The sequence below is a fragment of the Trichlorobacter lovleyi genome (genome assembly GCF_015239775.1).
GTDB classification, from domain to species: Bacteria; Desulfobacterota; Desulfuromonadia; order Geobacterales; family Pseudopelobacteraceae; genus Trichlorobacter; species Trichlorobacter lovleyi_B.
The window spans coordinates 3,379,641-3,395,566 of the sequence record NZ_CP058409.1 but is presented as its reverse complement, the minus strand read 5'-3'; the positions used below and the strand labels follow the sequence as shown (position 1 = coordinate 3,395,566).

Annotated in this window: 16 protein-coding genes; 6 read left to right on the top strand and 10 right to left on the bottom strand. The window is 54.5% G+C overall.

Annotated elements, in window-relative coordinates:
• Window positions 1-112: 112 nt before the first annotated feature.
• The 5 genes from FY034_RS15755 to FY034_RS15735 are packed head-to-tail and all read right to left on the bottom strand — an operon-like array spanning window position 113 to window position 7,938.
• Window positions 113-805 carry a hypothetical protein gene (locus FY034_RS15755; protein ID WP_265552226.1) on the bottom strand — a complete coding sequence of 231 codons (693 nt, stop codon included), beginning with the start codon at window positions 803-805 and terminating at the stop codon, window positions 113-115.
• Window positions 802-1,419, bottom strand: coding sequence for a class I SAM-dependent methyltransferase (locus FY034_RS15750; protein WP_265552224.1), 618 nt, complete (start codon window positions 1,417-1,419; stop codon window positions 802-804). Before FY034_RS15750 ends, FY034_RS15755 begins: the two co-directional genes overlap by 4 nt.
• A 32-nt stretch (window positions 1,420-1,451) precedes the next feature.
• Window positions 1,452-1,712 (bottom strand): hypothetical protein, encoded by a 261-nt coding sequence (locus tag FY034_RS15745; RefSeq protein ID WP_265552222.1) that lies wholly within the window; start codon window positions 1,710-1,712, stop codon window positions 1,452-1,454.
• Complete coding sequence (locus FY034_RS15740; protein ID WP_265552220.1) at window positions 1,709-5,326, bottom strand: tetratricopeptide repeat protein; 3,618 nt, start codon at window positions 5,324-5,326, stop codon at window positions 1,709-1,711. Before FY034_RS15740 ends, FY034_RS15745 begins: the two co-directional genes overlap by 4 nt.
• Entirely contained in the window at window positions 5,323-7,938 is a 2,616-nt protein-coding gene (locus FY034_RS15735) for a tetratricopeptide repeat protein (RefSeq protein WP_265552218.1), read from the bottom strand. Before FY034_RS15735 ends, FY034_RS15740 begins: the two co-directional genes overlap by 4 nt.
• 131 nt (window positions 7,939-8,069) lie before the next feature.
• Between FY034_RS15735 and FY034_RS15730 the strand changes: the two genes are divergently transcribed.
• From FY034_RS15730 to FY034_RS15715, 4 genes are all read left to right on the top strand, one after another.
• A complete protein-coding gene (locus FY034_RS15730; RefSeq protein WP_265552216.1) occupies window positions 8,070-9,260 on the top strand; it encodes a tetratricopeptide repeat protein in 1,191 nt (396 codons plus the stop codon).
• A 69-nt stretch (window positions 9,261-9,329) separates the two neighbouring features.
• Entirely contained in the window at window positions 9,330-9,710 is a 381-nt protein-coding gene (gene flaF / locus FY034_RS15725; protein ID WP_265552214.1) for a flagellar biosynthesis regulator FlaF, read from the top strand.
• 82 nt (window positions 9,711-9,792) lie between these two features.
• Window positions 9,793-10,752, top strand: a complete 960-nt coding sequence (gene trxB, locus FY034_RS15720; RefSeq protein ID WP_265552211.1) for a thioredoxin-disulfide reductase — start codon at window positions 9,793-9,795, stop codon at window positions 10,750-10,752.
• A 3-nt stretch (window positions 10,753-10,755) separates the two neighbouring features.
• Window positions 10,756-10,926 (top strand): hypothetical protein, encoded by a 171-nt coding sequence (locus FY034_RS15715; protein WP_265552209.1) that lies wholly within the window; start codon window positions 10,756-10,758, stop codon window positions 10,924-10,926.
• A gap of 94 nt (window positions 10,927-11,020) precedes the next feature.
• Here FY034_RS15715 and FY034_RS15710 read toward each other — a convergent pair whose 3' ends face one another.
• The 3 genes from FY034_RS15710 to nrfD are packed head-to-tail and all read right to left on the bottom strand — an operon-like array spanning window position 11,021 to window position 13,436.
• Window positions 11,021-11,401, bottom strand: coding sequence for a cytochrome c3 family protein (locus FY034_RS15710; RefSeq protein ID WP_265552207.1), 381 nt, complete (start codon window positions 11,399-11,401; stop codon window positions 11,021-11,023).
• A gap of 33 nt (window positions 11,402-11,434) precedes the next feature.
• On the bottom strand, window positions 11,435-12,187 hold the full coding sequence (locus tag FY034_RS15705; RefSeq protein WP_265552206.1) for a 4Fe-4S dicluster domain-containing protein: 753 nt from the start codon (window positions 12,185-12,187) through the stop codon (window positions 11,435-11,437).
• Between the two features lie 40 nt (window positions 12,188-12,227).
• Complete coding sequence (nrfD, locus tag FY034_RS15700) at window positions 12,228-13,436, bottom strand: NrfD/PsrC family molybdoenzyme membrane anchor subunit (protein ID WP_265552205.1); 1,209 nt, start codon at window positions 13,434-13,436, stop codon at window positions 12,228-12,230.
• 237 nt (window positions 13,437-13,673) lie between these two features.
• On the opposite strand from nrfD, the gene FY034_RS15695 reads away from it, so the two are divergent.
• The gene (locus tag FY034_RS15695) at window positions 13,674-14,741 is read left to right on the top strand and encodes a pyridoxal-phosphate-dependent aminotransferase family protein (RefSeq protein WP_265552203.1); all 1,068 of its coding nucleotides are present in this window, start codon (window positions 13,674-13,676) and stop codon (window positions 14,739-14,741) included.
• A 63-nt stretch (window positions 14,742-14,804) separates the two neighbouring features.
• Here FY034_RS15695 and rd read toward each other — a convergent pair whose 3' ends face one another.
• Both rd and FY034_RS15685 read right to left on the bottom strand, forming a co-directional pair.
• On the bottom strand, window positions 14,805-14,963 hold the full coding sequence (gene rd, locus FY034_RS15690) for a rubredoxin (RefSeq protein ID WP_012471374.1): 159 nt from the start codon (window positions 14,961-14,963) through the stop codon (window positions 14,805-14,807).
• A gap of 42 nt (window positions 14,964-15,005) precedes the next feature.
• A complete protein-coding gene (locus FY034_RS15685; RefSeq protein ID WP_265552201.1) occupies window positions 15,006-15,197 on the bottom strand; it encodes a ferredoxin in 192 nt (63 codons plus the stop codon).
• Window positions 15,198-15,296: 99 nt separating this feature from the next.
• Between FY034_RS15685 and FY034_RS15680 the strand changes: the two genes are divergently transcribed.
• Window positions 15,297-15,923 carry an MBL fold metallo-hydrolase gene (locus FY034_RS15680; RefSeq protein ID WP_265552198.1) on the top strand — a complete coding sequence of 209 codons (627 nt, stop codon included), beginning with the start codon at window positions 15,297-15,299 and terminating at the stop codon, window positions 15,921-15,923.
• The last annotated feature ends 3 nt before the right edge of the window (window positions 15,924-15,926 follow it).

Genomic DNA, 15,926 nt, shown 5'->3' with positions numbered 1-15,926 from the left:
TCTGTGTGAGTTCCGAGGCCCGAAGCTTGTGCAACGAATGCCGCTTGTCATGGGGCGGTCGGCATTCAGCTCGTCAAGCAGGGAGGCCCAATAGATTCATAATTCACCCTACTTAATACAGCTGCCCGTCCTTGGTTTGCTGCTGAAATGGGGGCAATGTAGGCAGTTCGTTGAGTTTAATGATTAACTCCCCGTCAGCGATGCAGTGCAAATATTCAATTATTGTAGAGTCGGGGATGATTTTAATTTTATCAAGCAATTCGGGTATGCAGTTGATTGCGGCTGTCGCGATGCTTTCATGATTGCGGGCAGAGACCGGCGGATTCGGGTTGGTGTGTCTCAAAAAAGCAGAGTTGAATATGGCTATTGGCTGATGGCTCATGGCAAACATACTGCCGGTGCAGTGTTTCAGTATTTTGTGTCCTAACAGGATTTCGTCCGTAGGTTCTGTGTGAAAAAAATTGTGGGAGCCAAGTTTGGTTATGAGGTTGCCATGGTTTTTGTGCCATGCCAGAGCGTTGAACAGTGCCTCTTGATTAACAGATGTTAGTAGGAAATCCTCTTGAAGATAGAGGACGGTGTCTTCCTGAATTCTGTCAAGAGCAATGGTTAGTCGCTCCGACCATTCTCCCGTCCCTGTCGGAATATGGCGAAAAAAATTAGGAATGTCAAAATCAACAGCTTCATTTGCAAAGTAGTAGCTGAACTCATTGGACGTTGGAAAACTATGCATGAAATACTCAAAAAACTTGGGCCATATAAACGCTCTTTGATCGAAGGTATGCATGAGAACGGCAGTCTTCATTGCTTTGAATCTCCGTCAGTTGTAAGAGTTTTCAGAGTCTGTTTCTTGGCAAAGAAGCCCCAGTACTCATCAGCCCCACCCTCGCCCTTTAAATAGTACTTCTGTGCCTCTAATGCAGGAGCACCGCACCGTTCAAGTAGTGATAACCACATGGTATTGCTGAGAATGCTGTAGTGGTTAGCGTTCAGCTCGTGTCTGTACCCAGTTTCTGCTCCGGGTACCTCAAGGTACAACAGTCCTTCTGGTTTCAGTACCCTGGTAAGCTCTGTGAGTGTAAAATAGGGAAATATGCTGTGTTCAACAACATGGCGTGCCCAGACCAGGTCAAAGGTGTCATCATCAAATTCAAGAAATGATTGATCCATCTGGGCGACCGTGAAGCCCTGTTTCTGACACTCACGTAGATCGGTAGTATTAAGAGTTATACCCACCGGGCGACAGCCACGTTCTGTAAACTGATGAAGCGCAACCCCTTGACCGCAACCGACATCAAGCACTAATGCCCCCTGGGGTGGGGTGTAGGTGGAGAACAGATGGTCGATTGCTTTTGTAGTAATCTGGGTGTGGATTGGGGACGGCTCTTCAGGGTAGGTTTCCCTGCTGATACCTCCCATGAAGTACTCCAATCGCTGTACATATATCGGTTTCAGTCGCATGAGGGGAGCCTTTGAAAATTCTTGATACCACGCACACATTCGGTCTCAGGGTTGAAATGAAGCAGAAAATCTAGATCATGCGAAGCCTCTCCACTTTTCCCGTATAATTCTACAGATTGTACGTCATCTCGGCGCAGCAGATATTTTGCCCAGCTTCGAGCAACCAACTCATCGCCGTTCATAAAACCATTGAAATTAATATCCAGCGAACCGATCTCTCTGAGGCGAATCCCGATAGTTAGCTTTTTCATTGAAGCGTTCCTGATTCTATGATGTTTCTTGCAGTATGAATGGGTGTGTTCCATGCTTGGGGAGATGTCTGCCTCGCCAGGCGTAACGTCGGATACCAGGGAGTTCCTTCCTGGTCGCAGGTCCACCGCCAGTCTGAACTGAACGGTAGCAGGATAATAGCCTTCATGCCCAGAGCTCCAGCAAGGTGGGCGACGGCTGAGTCAATGCTGATGACCAAATCCAGGCAACTCATCAGGGCTGCGGTATCTGAAAAGTCTCTGATTTTATCGGTCAGGTCAAGCATGCAATCCGGTAGCTCTGCTGCGTCATCCGGCTCCATCTGCAGTGAAACCCAGGTCACATCAGGGAGGGCCCAGAGCGAGCACAACTCGCTGAACGGTATTGAACGTTTCGGATCCGGAATCGGCCGCCCCTTCCAGCAGATGCCAATTTTTCGCCGCTTGTCATCAGGAAGCCGGCTTTTCCATAGGGCTGTTTTATCTTTATCGGCAGAAAGATAGGGAATCTTGCGCTGAATGGTGGCAATGCTGCTGCCGAGAAGATGGGGTAGCGATAGGAGAGGCGCCTGCAAGTTAACCTGTGGCAGTGTGTCGCCACGGACAATCACCTGCGTAAACGTGCTGGTAGAACGGCAGAGTTCACGTAGTTTAGTGTCTTGGACCTCCAGCACAACGTGTGCTCCGGCGTCAATCAGTTCTGGGATGTAACGGACAAACTGGATGGTGTCGCCATACCCTTGCTCGGCATGAATCAGAATAGTCTTTTCGGCAGGGTTGGCACCGTCCCAGGCTGGAATGTCTGCATGCAGTCGTGCGACAGCGCCGAGCTTGGTGAAGCGTGATTCAAAGTTGCGGAAGCCTTCGGTATAATCACCCAGTAGTAGTTGTAGCAGGGCAAAATTCCAGCGGGCGGTGGCATAATCCGGTCGCAGGGCAAGGGCCCGCTTCAGGCAGAGGTACGCCTCGGGCAGTTCCAGCAGGTCTTGATGCACCAAGCCAAGATTCTGCCACGCCTCGGGGTAGCTTGGATCGGCTTCGGTCGCTTTGAGTAGTGCCTCTTTTGCCAGTAGCAGCTCGCTATCGGCACGCAGGTAGATACCCAGGTTTAGTAGAGCTGGTCCATTTTTGTCTGGTAGTTCAGTCGCTTTGCGGAAAACGGCAATGGCCTCTTTTCGCTTCCCTAATCTACCCAGCTGATGCCCTTTGTACAGTAACGCCTCGCCCTGTAGAGTAGATGCAATGGCCGTAATAACGGGTTCCCACCTTCCCGGTATCGTTTGGCGAAAGGCGGTTATGGTAAGATACCAGCAGCTGCCCTGTTCCTGAAGCGGATACCAGCGCCAATCCGGGGAGAATAGTAGCGGCACCCAGCAGCGTACCCCCAGGGCGCCAGCTAGATGTGCGGTTGCTGTATCAACGCTGATCACTAGGTCGAGCGTGGTCATGATTGCGGCGGTGTCTGAGAAGTCAGTGATGTGTGGGGTCAGGTCGACGATGCCAGGTAGTTGCTTCAATTCCTCCGCTGTTGCGCCCAGTTGGAGACTGTACAGCTTGACCCCGTCGATCCAGGTGAACGGTGCCAGAAGATCGGTTGTCAGTGCCCGCCGATAGCCACTCTTTCCCAGATCGCTGCCGCGCCAGACCAGTCCGACCTTGAAGTGCTCGGCTTCAGCGAGACGTTGTTGCCAATCGGTGCGTAACATTGGGTCTGCTTTGAGATAGGAGGCAGCGGAAATTTCCAAGCTTCTGCGGGACAGCCGCTGCGGCAGGGAAAGAAGCGGGAGCTGAAAGTCTGCCTGGGGCAGCAGTTCACCATGGGCGATGACCTGGATGGCGCCCCCCATTGAGCTGACCAGCCGAACCAGGTGGGGCGGCACGCTGATGACGATGCTGGCACCAGTGGCAGCAAGGGTCGGCAGATAGCGCAGAAACTGAAGGGTGTCGCCGTAGCCCTGTTCGGTGTGGATCAGGACTGTTTTGCCGGTAAGGGTGCTGTCGGTATCCAGCTCAGGCAGGCAGGGGATCGGCGGCAGATGCTGGAGCATGCGCTGGCAGCGCCAGTCAAATTCACGCCAACCTTCGACGTGGCATCCGCAGGAGAGCAGTGCCAACCCCAGATTGATATGGGCATCTGGATAATCAGGTTGTAGTGCAATGGCCTGCCGGAACCAGTCTGCAGCCTCATGCGGGCGGTTAAGGAAGATCAGGCAGCCTCCCGTACAAAGTCGGGCAAGGAAGTTGTCTGGCTCTCGTTCTGCTGCCCGACGGTAACAATGACAGGCTGAAGACCATTGTTCCTGCTCGCGAAGCCGATCACCGATGGCGATCAGGTCTTTTGCCGTTGATGTCGGGATATTGGGAGAGCTTCCTGCCAGCCGATGTTCAAGGGCTTCTACCATATCCTCAACCGTGCGCTCCCAGAGCCCCGGGCTAGCCTGGCGAAAGATACGCATGGTTGGATACCAGTCGGAGTCGCTGCGGTTCAGGCCCCAACGCCAATCCGGGCTATGGTGCGCCAGCAGCCAGACTTCGCGCCCCAGGGCGCCAGCGAGGTGTGCCGGGGCACTGTCTATGCAGATGATCAGGTCGAGCTGGGCCATGATGGACGCTGTTGCCTGAAAATCGACAAGCAGATGCGACAGGTCGGTTATCTTGAGGAGATCCTGCAGTAGCGACAGGTCCGACTCCTGTGCATTCAACTGCAGTGAAAAAAATGAAACCTGCCCGACAAAACGGCGTAACGATGCGAGCATTCTGGCAGGGCAGGCCCGATAGGGGTCGGTGCTGCGTCCTGACCAGACCAGTCCTATGGTGAGGCGATCTTGTGAGAGATCGGGCAGGTCAGAGCGTGAATCAGCAAAGAGATAGGGTGGTTGCGGCAGGTTTTCGCGGATGGCCGCAAGATGGAGCGGCAGGCTGAGCAGGGGGCTCCAGAAGTCATGATCGGGGATCTGGTCGCCGGGTATGAGGGCCTGATGAATGCCGGGGGCTCCTGATAAGAGATCGGCAAGGGATCGGTCAGGGCAACGCACCAGCACAGTTGCTCCCCAGTCGGCAAGCAGGGGGGCGAACCGGATAAACTGGATGCTGTCTCCATATCCCTGCTCACAGCAGAGCAGGATCGTCTTGCCTTCCAACGGTTCCCCCTGCCAACGGGGGGTGCCCGGGTCGAATATCGGAACTGGGCGGGTACGCTGGAAACGCCACTCATACTCCAGCCATCCTGTAGCGTAATCTCCTGCCATTAGTAAGCTTAGGGCGCGGTTCCAGTGGCCATCTCCGTCAGTAGGATGGCAGGTGATGAGCCTTTCAAACAGATCCAGTGATTCGTCAAGTCGTCCCATGTCACGCAGGAGTACCCCCATATTGTTGAGGCTGCAGGGGTCATCCGGGCAGCAATACAAGGCACGGCGATAGCAGATCAGGGCCTCGTCGTGCTGCTGCATCTTCTGGTAGGTGTGAGCCAGGTTGTGCCAGCCAGCTGCAAAGCCAGGCGCCTGTGCGAGTGCCTGGCGAAAACAGTCTGCCGCCTCATCCAGCCGGTTGCGATTAAGCTTGATCGTGCCCAGTCGGTACCATGCCGCCGCCCTCCCGCGGTTGTGGTGTAAACTCATGCTGTGGCCTCTTCTTTGCTGTTCTGCATCAGCCACGAGCGACAGTAATCAGCCTCTTCAGTTCGCCCCAGGCGGAGGAGTGGTGTCAGCGCAAGCCGATAGGGTGCCGGCTCATTTGGGCGAAGCAGGCTTGCCTGGTAGAGGCGACCAACAGCCTCTTCATGCCGTTCACAGGTGATCAGGAGGCTGCCTAGGTGCAGGTAGGCGTCATAGCAGCGATGATCGTACTGTATAGCAAGCTTCAGTTGGAATTCGGCGGCGGCAGTGTTGCCCAGTTCACGTTCAATACCTCCCAGTGTAAGGTGTAGAACTGCTGATCTGGGATTGGCTGCAAGGGCTTCGCTCACCAGTTGCCGTGAAGTGATGGAATCGCCATCAAGTAAGAGCATGGCGGCTTTGGCGGCATTTGTCTGCCAGTCGATTCTGGGTTGGCAGGGTTGAGTCACAGGCCTGTTCCAGGTGGTCAGTCTGACCTGGATAAGTTTACGTACGATTCCTGACGGCAGTGCCGCTGGTGAGAGGTGGGTTTCCCATGCGCTCCGTGCCTCCTTGCAACGCTGCAGCAGTTCATCGCTTGAGAACTGCGCAAGCCAGCCAGTGATGATGGCTCCGGTCTGTGCGGCCATCCCTGCCGGTATGCGGATAACAAAACGATTGTAGTTGATCCGGTCGTTAAAGGGGAGCAGCGTCGGCTCCTGGATTACTGCGATCCTGCCGAGGGCCAGAGTTTCAAAGAATCGAATGGAGGAACTGCCAGCGCCAGGCGGGCAGAGTACGCAGATCGATTCACTGGAGATCTGAAGGTAGCGGCTGCGGCGCTCCTGCTGTACAGCGGGAGATTGATGGAGGTGGAATGAGGTGTGCAAATCGAGTTGGTGTACCAACCTGGCTTCGCTGATCAGGCCGTTGATCATTGGCGAGCGTTCGCGCAGTAGCCCCAGGTAACCGACAAAACTGGCATGAAAGCGGATGCGGGTCGTATCAAAGTGGAGGAATTCATCCGGAATTGTAACGTGATAGGGGATGATAAAGGCGTTTAAATCCTGCTGGTAGGGGTCGATGCTCGCCCTGAACCAGATTGCAGATGAATGATAGGGGGCCTGACAGTCATGGTCACTGAATAGGATATGCTGGTTTTGTGCCGAAGAAAAGTGGCGCAATTGTTCCAGGAAACGCCACATGCCTTCACTGGTCTGGTATTCGGCCAGATGCTCAAGGTAGTAGGGGAAGAGCAGCCAGTCGGCATCTTCAGGCCTGGCTGCCGTTCGAAGGCCAAGCGATTGCCAGTTGTTCTGATCGGTCAGCGGTGTCGGGCGGTCGCCGGTCAGGCTGTGGTCAAAATCCTGGCCGTCACGGTAGCACCAAATGCGAGGGGTGACGTAGCACTGTAGTTCTGTGGTGACCGAGTTGATCACCGTTTTCCAGTCGCCGGATGTCGGTTGTCTGAAGAGCCGCATGGACGGATACCAGGGCGAGTCATCACGATCCAGCAGCCAGCGCCAGTCCGGTACTTTGGGTAGTACCAGCCAGACGGGCACTCCCAGGGCTCCGGCCAGATGGGCCACGGAAGTGTCAATGGTGATAACCAGGTCAAGATTGGCAACTAGGGCGGCTGTCTGGCTGAAGTCGGTCAGTTCCGAACTGTAATCAAGCAGGTGTGAGTCATGGAGCTGAAAGCCATCCGGTGGCGAAAGCTGCAGGCTGATAAACTGTACTCGCTCAACCTCCAGCAGAGGCTGAAGGAATGCCGGCGGGCAGCTGCGTTTGCGATTGACCGGCAGATCAAAACGGCCAGCCCATGCCAATCCGACCCTGATTTTCGTTGTGTCTGGCAGACGTCTTTTCCATGCCTGAATCAATTCCTGGTCTGCATGCAGATACGGAACATCAGCTGGTATCGTATGCAGTTGTGTGTGAAATATCCTGGGCAGGCTCATGATCGGGAGGCGGCAGTCAATTTCAGGAAGTGGGGAGCCTCGCTCAATGCAAGAGAGTGAGGGAATCGTACTGCAGATGACGGAGAGTGCAGTCGGTACTTCCAGGATGACCTGGATACCTTTTTGAACAAGTAACGGCAGGTAGCGTAGCATCTGGATGGTGTCGCCATAACCCTGTTCGGCGTGGATCAGCAGCCGTAGACCGGGCCGGGGTGCTCCCGACCATGCAGGGATATCCTGGTGGCGTGAGATGACCGGATCGTTGGTGGTAAAGCGCAGTTCATAATCATCCAGAGCAGAGGCGAAAGTGCCCTGCAGGAGCTGCAGGCAGGCACGGTTGAAGCGGGCTTCAGTACAGCCAGGATCTGTCTGGAGGATGGCCTGGTACTGATCATGGGCCTCCCGGATCATCCCCTGCTCTTGTATGGCAAAGGCCTGGTTGAGGCGTGCTTCAAGCAGGTGTGGCTCAAATCTGAGGCAGTGCGTAAAGGCATGTTCCGCCTGTATGTAGTCCTGTTGTGTAAGGTACAGAATCCCCAGGTTGTATGCGGTTCGTGAAAAGTCTGGGCGCTCTTCCAAAATCTGTACATAGAGGGCTTTAGCCTGATCAAGCTGGCCATTGGCATGGAATTTTTCGGCTTGTGCCAGCATATGGTGAAGGGCGGGACTATTCATGTAAAGTAAAGTGCGGTATACTCCGATATACTGAAGTAGGGTTAATGTACTCAACCGGAGTGGAGTATACACGAAAAGCGCTGACCGGCGCAACAGAAGCTGGCGGTTTCCGTGGAAAGGAGGTGGCAGGCGTGGCATTTGATTTTTCAGACAATGTGCAGAAACTTTTCTCTGCCCTGACCTCTACAGCGGATTTGCAAACCAATCTGGCCAACACCCTGCTTTCAAGCGGCATTAACTCAATGCAGAACAAGGACTACAAGCAGGCTGCGGCATCTTTTCGGCAGGCTGCTGCACTACAGCCTGACCTTACTGAGGCATACACCTATCAGGGAGATGCCTATGCCCGGATGGGCAAGCGCAAGGAGGCGATAGCTGCCTACAAGATGTCTCTGTCGGTAGACAAGACACAGGATGAGGTCTACACCACTCTGGCCAGCGTCTATGTGGATAATGGTCAGAAATCTGAAGCGGAAAAGGTGCTGAAAGACGGTATCAAGCAGAACAAGCTGAATACCCTGGCCTATTACACGTTGGGGTTGATGCAGGAACAGGATGGCAGATTTTCTGAGGCGGAGGCAAACTTTCGCCAGGTGATCAAGCTGGAGCCGAAGGACGGCAATGGTTACTACGCACTGGGGATGGCGCTGAACGGCCAGGAACGTTACAAAGAGGCCGCTGTTCAGCTTGAGAAGGCAATCACCCTGAAGAAGGAGTTTTCTCCGGCGCTACTGGAACTGGGCAGGGCCTATGCCGGCCTGGGTGACATGGATAAGGCCCAACAACAGGTTGATGCGCTTAACAAGATAGAAACCAGTGATGCGCGCCTTTCAGCGGCAGAACTTGCTGAGGAGATAAGGCATCCCAAGATCAGCTACTACAGCAATGTCAAAAGCTCCATGCCGCTCAGCTTTGCTACTTCGTCACTACTGGTACTTGATCCTGTTACCTTTATTGATCCAGGCAGTAGGCGTGATTTTACCGTTACCTTTGGCTTTGATTCTGAAATGGATATCGGTTCGGTTATGGATCCCCTTAACTGGCGGATCTCAAAGGCGTCAGGCGGTACCGCCGGTCTGTATAACAACGGCCTCTATTCCGCCAAGGATGTTTCAGTGCCTTATATTCCGAAGAGTGTCACCTATGATCCTACCACGAAGGAAGCAACCCTGACCTTTTCTATAGGGCAGCTGGCATCAAGTATTGACGGGACCCTTGACCCCAAACATCTTGTCTTCAAGTTTCTTGGTAAGGATGTGAATGGCAAGACCATGGACCCCACCGCAGATGAGTACGAAGGCTGGAAGGGTGGCGTGTTTTAGTTGTCTTGATTTTAGTTGAATATACCGTATGATTGGAATCGATCATTTATTCTGAAGGAGAGTTGAAGCATGAGTCAGACGACAGCAATCAACAGCTATACCAGTATGCAGAAAGAGACCCTTTCAGGGCGTGAGCTTGAGGCATCAGTCCTGACCCGTGCCGGACTGATGCTGAAACAGGTGCAAGAAAACTGGGCAGCCCCTGATCGTACTGAAAAGCTGCTGGAGGCGATCAAGTTCAATCAGAAGGTCTGGAGCTTTTTTCAGGCAGAACTTTCTGACCCTGAAAACCCCCTGCCGGTTAATTTGCGTCAGGATATCCTCAATCTGAGCCTCTTTGTCGATAAACGTCTGTTTGAGGTAATGGCGAATCCTGACAAGGACAAGCTTAATATCGTGGTAGACATTGATTTCAATATTGCTGCCGGACTCAGAGCCAAACCAGAGTAATACTAAGCCGTAGTGACAATTTGTGTAGCACCTGCTATCCTCTACTCATCCAGTAGGGGATAGTTTCATTTCAGGAGGTTTTATGCCGTCTGCAGTACAACATCATCGTCTGATTATCCTTGGCTCCGGCCCTGCCGGGTATACGGCTGCTGTCTATGCGGCCCGGGCAAACCTGAATCCGGTTCTGATCGCCGGTCTGCAGCCTGGTGGGCAACTGACCACAACGACCGAGGTAGATAATTGGCCCGGTGATTTTGAAGGGGTGCAGGGACCGGATCTGATGGAGCGGATGCGTCAGCATGCCGAGCGGTTTACTACGCAGATTATCTATGACACGATTGTGAGCACCGACCTGACGCAGCGCCCCTTCATCCTGCAGGGGGATGGCGGCAGCTACAGCTGCGATGCGCTGATTATTGCCACCGGTGCTTCAGCCCGCTACCTGGGACTGCCGTCCGAGGAGGCCTTTAAAGGTAAAGGGGTCTCGGCCTGCGCCACCTGCGACGGTTTTTTCTACCGCAACAAGCCGGTTGCGGTGATCGGCGGCGGTAATACGGCCGTTGAAGAAGCCCTGTATCTGGCCAATATCGCCAGTCATGTAACGGTGGTGCATCGTCGTGACCAGTTCCGCTCTGAAAAGATCCTGGCAGACAAGCTCAAGTCCAGGGCTGCAGAGGGTAAGGTAACCATCGAGTGGTTTCATGTCCTTGATGAGGTGCTTGGTGATGCCATGGGAGTGACCGGCATGCGGATCAAGGATGTTCGTGATGGCAGCACCAAGGATCTTGCCGTGGAGGGGGTGTTTATTGCCATTGGGCATTCCCCCAATACCGGCATTTTTGAGGGGCAGCTTGAGATGAAGGACGGCTACCTCAAGACCAGGGGCGGTTCCGAAGGGTTTGCAACCCAGACCAGTGTTCCCGGTGTCTTTGCAGCCGGCGACGTGCAGGATTACATCTACCGTCAGGCCATTACCTCGGCCGGGACCGGCTGCATGGCTGCCTTGGATGCTGAACGCTATCTGGATGGACTTGGCGGATAAGGTATGACTGTTGACCCGCCGCAGGATGAACAACTGGAGCTTCTGCTGCAGGAGGTCTCCAGGACGCTTGGTGAAAACCAGCGTTTTCTTCAGGCCTTGAAGGAGGACCGGATTGATGAGGTTGATGACCTTGCAGACCCGGAGGCCGACGAGGAGCCGTTTGAGGAGTTATAATGAGCCAGCATGAAACGGGCTGATACGAAGAAAGGCGCCACCGGAAACGGTAGGCGCCTTTTCTGTTTGGGGTATGAGGCCGCGCGAGCGCGGATTAGTGTCCTTTTTTCTCTGCTTTATCGCCGTTCTTTGAGCGCTCATCACCTTTTACACCAATATGGCAGGTGGCGCAGCGGGTGTTGGAGGCAAAGGCCAAGGAGCCGTTGTGGCAGGTGCCACAGTATTTGCCCTGATACAGCGACTCCATGACAAAGTCCTTATTGGCCTGGACTTTTTTGGCCTGCTGCTCAAAGAGGTGGTTGTGGCACATGTCGCAGCCCAGACCCTTGTCAACGTGAGCCTTGTGGGAGAAGATCACCCCACGGACCGGCTTGTCATAGACGATCGGAGCCTCAGGGTAGCTGGCGGCAACGGCAACTCCGGCTGCCAGGGACAGTGCGGCTACAGCGGTCATAAACAGTGTGCGTATCGTCATAGCGTAGAATCCTCGTAAAAGAAATAGTGTTGGTTATCCTTTGGTATAGAACACGTTGGGACGGGTGCCTGCCTCGGGCCGCAGAACCCATACCGGACGCTCGATCTGATGGACAATCTTGAAGACCCGGTCCTCCTGGTTTGACAGGTCGCCAAAGACCCGCACGTCTGCCGGACAGGCATGGGCGCAGGCCGTGTCTTTCTCTCCTTTGGAAAGGCGGGTATCCCAGCAGAAGTTGCATTTGTCGACCGCCTTCTTCTCATCGTTGAAGTAACGGGCGTTATAGGGGCAACCTTCCTGGCAGGTCAGGCAGCCGATGCACTTTTTGATGTCCATCAGCACGATGCCGGTGGTCTTGTCCTTATAGGTGGCCTTGGTGGGGCAGACCCGGGTGCATTGCGGCAGGTTGCACTGGTTGCACAGCACCGGAATGAATTCACGCTTGCCGCCTACGGCATCCGGGGTTTCCTTCTCAAGGATGGTGGTGCGATAGGCGCCATGTACGTGGGGTACATGGTTGGTGGCCACGCAGGCCTCCATGCAACGCTCGCAGTCGATACAGCGGTGCTGTTGCATCACCATACTGTAATGGGGCTTGTAGGGGTATTTCTTGGCAAAGTCGGAAGCGTGGGCGCTGTTGAAGGTGGAGATGGCGGAAAACAGGGTGCCGCCGGCAAAAATGCCGGTGATGGCCAGGCCCATCTTGAGGAAGTCCCGGCGCTCCTGCATCGGTACGTTCTCGACCCCTTCGTTCTGCAGATTGTTCAGATCTATGTTTTTATTCATGATTGGTATCCTTGTCGTAGTGATTGGTGTGCCGTATGGTCTAGTGATCTTCAACCTTGTGACCGTCAAAAACCTTTTCTCCGATCAGGAACAGCAGGGCAGTCAGGCCAAAGCCGCCGGCGGTAATGATCCATTCATATACTGAAGGGGAATAGTGCAGCATTTCCTTGAACTCATTGACCCCCAGATCATAGTAGACCGGCAGAGACTGGCCGAGATAGACCAGGTTGAAGCGCATGACAAATATACCGATCACCATCGACAGAGAAGCGATCAGCATCAACTTCAGGTTGCGCCCTTTGGAGAGAATGAAGAGTACCAGCGGACCGGCCATCCCCAGCAGGATCTCAAAGAACCAGAATACAAAGGCGTGGTGGCCGACAACTTCGGACTGAACGACCGGGAAGGCGCCATTGGGCTGGCCGGCGGCTCCGGCAATCAGCTTCCAGGTGGTGAAGAACAGGATCACGCAGATCAGCAGGATACCGATCTTGGTGGTAACCTCAAGGGCGCGCTGCATGTCAGGCGCCATCTCCTGCTTGTTGATCTTGTAGCCAAGGATGTGGAACATCAGGATAACCGCGCAGCCGGTCATCATGGCAGAGGCGATGAAGTAGATCGGCATATAGGGGCCCTGCCAGTAGGGGCGTCCCATCAGAAGACCAAACACGGCGCCCAGGTTTGAGTGGGCTGCAATACCGGCCACTGAGCCGCTGAAGCCGCAGATGACGGCCGGACGGTGCTTGTTCATCAGCAGGAAGATGTATTCGGCAAACATGAAGGCCAGGTAGATGCCGTAGAGGGTGCCCATCCACCAGATGTTGGAGGTCAGGTTGGGGGAAATCACGTTCCAGATTGCCATCCGCCAGGGGAGTTTGATCTCAAAGGCGATGACGAAGAAGCCGGAAAGGATGGTGGCGATGGAGAGGAAGACCGAGCGCTTGGCGATCGGCATGAAGTCCTGGACCCCGAAGACGTGGCCGATGGAGGAGATCAGGCAGAGGCCGGTGGAGCTTACGACGAAAAAGACGTAGGTGGCGATCAGAACACCCCAGGGAACCTCGCGATAAACATTGTAGTATGCTTCGTGCCCCTTGATCATGGCCATCAGGCCGGTACCGGCAGAGGCCAGTACCACGGCTGCGGCAATGAAGACCATGAGGTAGAAGCCGGTTCCCGCTGTCTTGAGCCGGTTGGCTACCCCGGTGACCAGCTCATTGAGAGATGGAGTGGTGTGGTGGTGTGCCATGCGTCGATTCCCCTTTGTTATCTGATTTCTGAGACATGCTACAGATTCATATTATTGAATGTTGCAAAATTTTCTCTAACTAACATGCTGTAAACAGAAAAGCAACAGGATTGTGCGTAGTTGCATGTGTTGCAGTGTGCGTTGCGACAATGTTGCATGGGGGCTGCCTTGACTTTAAACGGCTGCTCTGCTATAGCGAAACAGCTTATTATTACTGATATTCGGAGTTTGTGCGCAATGGTCAAGAAGCTGTTTATTCCCGGTCCGGTCAATGTGGCTCCAGAGGTGTTTGCGGCAATGTCTCAGCCGATGATCGGCCATCGGATGAAAGAGTATGCTGAACTGCATGGACGGATAAAGACACACCTGAAACGTTTGATGATGACGGAGAGCCGTGTGTTCCTGGCCACCTCCAGTGCCTTTGGTGCCATGGAAGGTGCGCTACGCAACCTGGTCAAAGGGCGTTGTGCTAATTTTTGTAATGGCGCCTTCTCTGACAAGTGGCACGATGTGACGCTTCGGTGCGGTAAAGAGGCTGATGCGATCAAGGTCCCCTGGGGGCAGCCGATTACTGGGGAGCTGGTGGATGCAACCCTGGCCACCGGCAAGTACGACAGCATGACCATGATCCACAATGAGACCTCCACCGGGGTGCTGTCACCGTTAGCTGAGATTGCTGCCGTCATGCGCAAGTACCCTGATGTCATGTTTATTGTTGATACGGTTTCATCCATGAGCGCCATGCCGATCGGGTTGGATGAGCTGGGAATTGACTGCTGCATCTTTGGTGTCCAGAAGGCCTTTGCGCTGCCGCCGGGCCTGGCCATCTTCACGGCAACGGAAAAGGCGCTGCAGCGTGCGCAAAGCGTTGAAAATCGTGGTTACTACTTTGATTTTATGGAGTTTGCAACCAACGACGACAAGGATAACACCCCTTCAACCCCCTGTATCTCTCTGATCTACGGACTTGACTGCCAGTTACAGCGGTTCTTTGCCGAAGGACTGGAGGCTCGCTGGGAGCGGCATCGCGTCATGGCGGAGCGAACCAGGAATTGGGTGCAGGAGCGCGGGTTTGAGCTGTTTGCTCCTGAAGGTGCCCGTTCCGTGACCTTGACCAGTGTGGCAAACAGCCGTGGGGTGGACTTGGCTGCGGTCAAAAAGCAACTGGGTGAAAAGGGATACGCCTTTGATGACGGCTATGGCAAGATCAAGGGCAAGACCTTCCGGATCGCCCATATGGGAGACTTGCAACCGGCTGAACTGGAAGAGTTTCTGGCTGTTCTGGATGGTGAGCTTAAGGGGTGAGGTCAGACAGCCTTCCCCTCTGCCGGTGGCGTTACCACCCTGGCAAAGGGGAAGGGGGTGCGGTTACACTGCTTCAAAGACATCCTTGCCGGCGCCGCACAGCGGGCAACACCAGTCGGCCGGCAGGTCTTCAAAGGCAGTGCCGGGTGCAATACCGTGGTCAGGGTCGCCAACAGCGGGATCATACTCATACTGGCAGATAGTGCAGACATACTTTTGCATCGGTTCTCTCCTTTGGTGTAATGTACTGAACTTACAGGTGGCTCAGGATTCCCAGCTGATGGCCTGTACCGGGCAGCCGTCAATGGCGGCCTGGATATCGGCCTCACTGGCCCCTGCAGGGTTGAAGCATTCTGACCTGCCGGAAGCGTTAAAACGGAATACCTCCGGGCAGAGGCTAACACAGAGACCACAACTGATGCAGACTTCTTGGTCAACGACCGGTTTTTTTGCCATTTCTGGTCCCTCCTGAGTATGGGAAAAGATACCATTAAACTGATGCAGCGGCAAGAGGCTGCTTCAGAATGCCATCCAGCAGATGAAGGATACCTAAAGATGATCTTCGATACAGTTGTTGTTGGGGCACTGGGAGTTAACTGCTTTGTGCTCGGGTGCGAAGCCACCGGACAGGGGGTTGTGGTTGACCCCGGTGATGAGGCAGACCGCATCCTTGCACAGGTCAGGCAGCGTGGTCTTACTATCGTTGCAATCATTAACACCCATGGACATTTTGATCATGTCGGTGCTAACCGGCAGCTGGCGCAAGCCACACAGGCACCGCTCTACATCCACCAGGCCGATGTCCCGATGCTGGAACGGGTAGCCAAGACGGCAGCCATCTACGGGCTGCCGGGTGAAAACTCACCCCAGCCTGATCGTCTATTGGAAGACGGCATGCTGATCGAGTTTGACACACACCGGCTGCAGGTGATTCATACGCCGGGCCATACCCCGGGAGGCTGCTGCCTGTATCTTGAGGCAGAAGGCAGGCTGATCGCCGGGGATACCCTGTTCGCCGATGGTGTCGGGCGGACCGATCTGCCGGGCGGTTCTCATCAACAACTGGTGGAGTCAATCAAGAACCGTCTCTTTACCCTGCCTGATCAGGTTCAGGTATATCCCGGTCACGGCCCCACCACCACCATTGGCCATGAAAAACGTCATAACCCGTATCTGGACTAACAC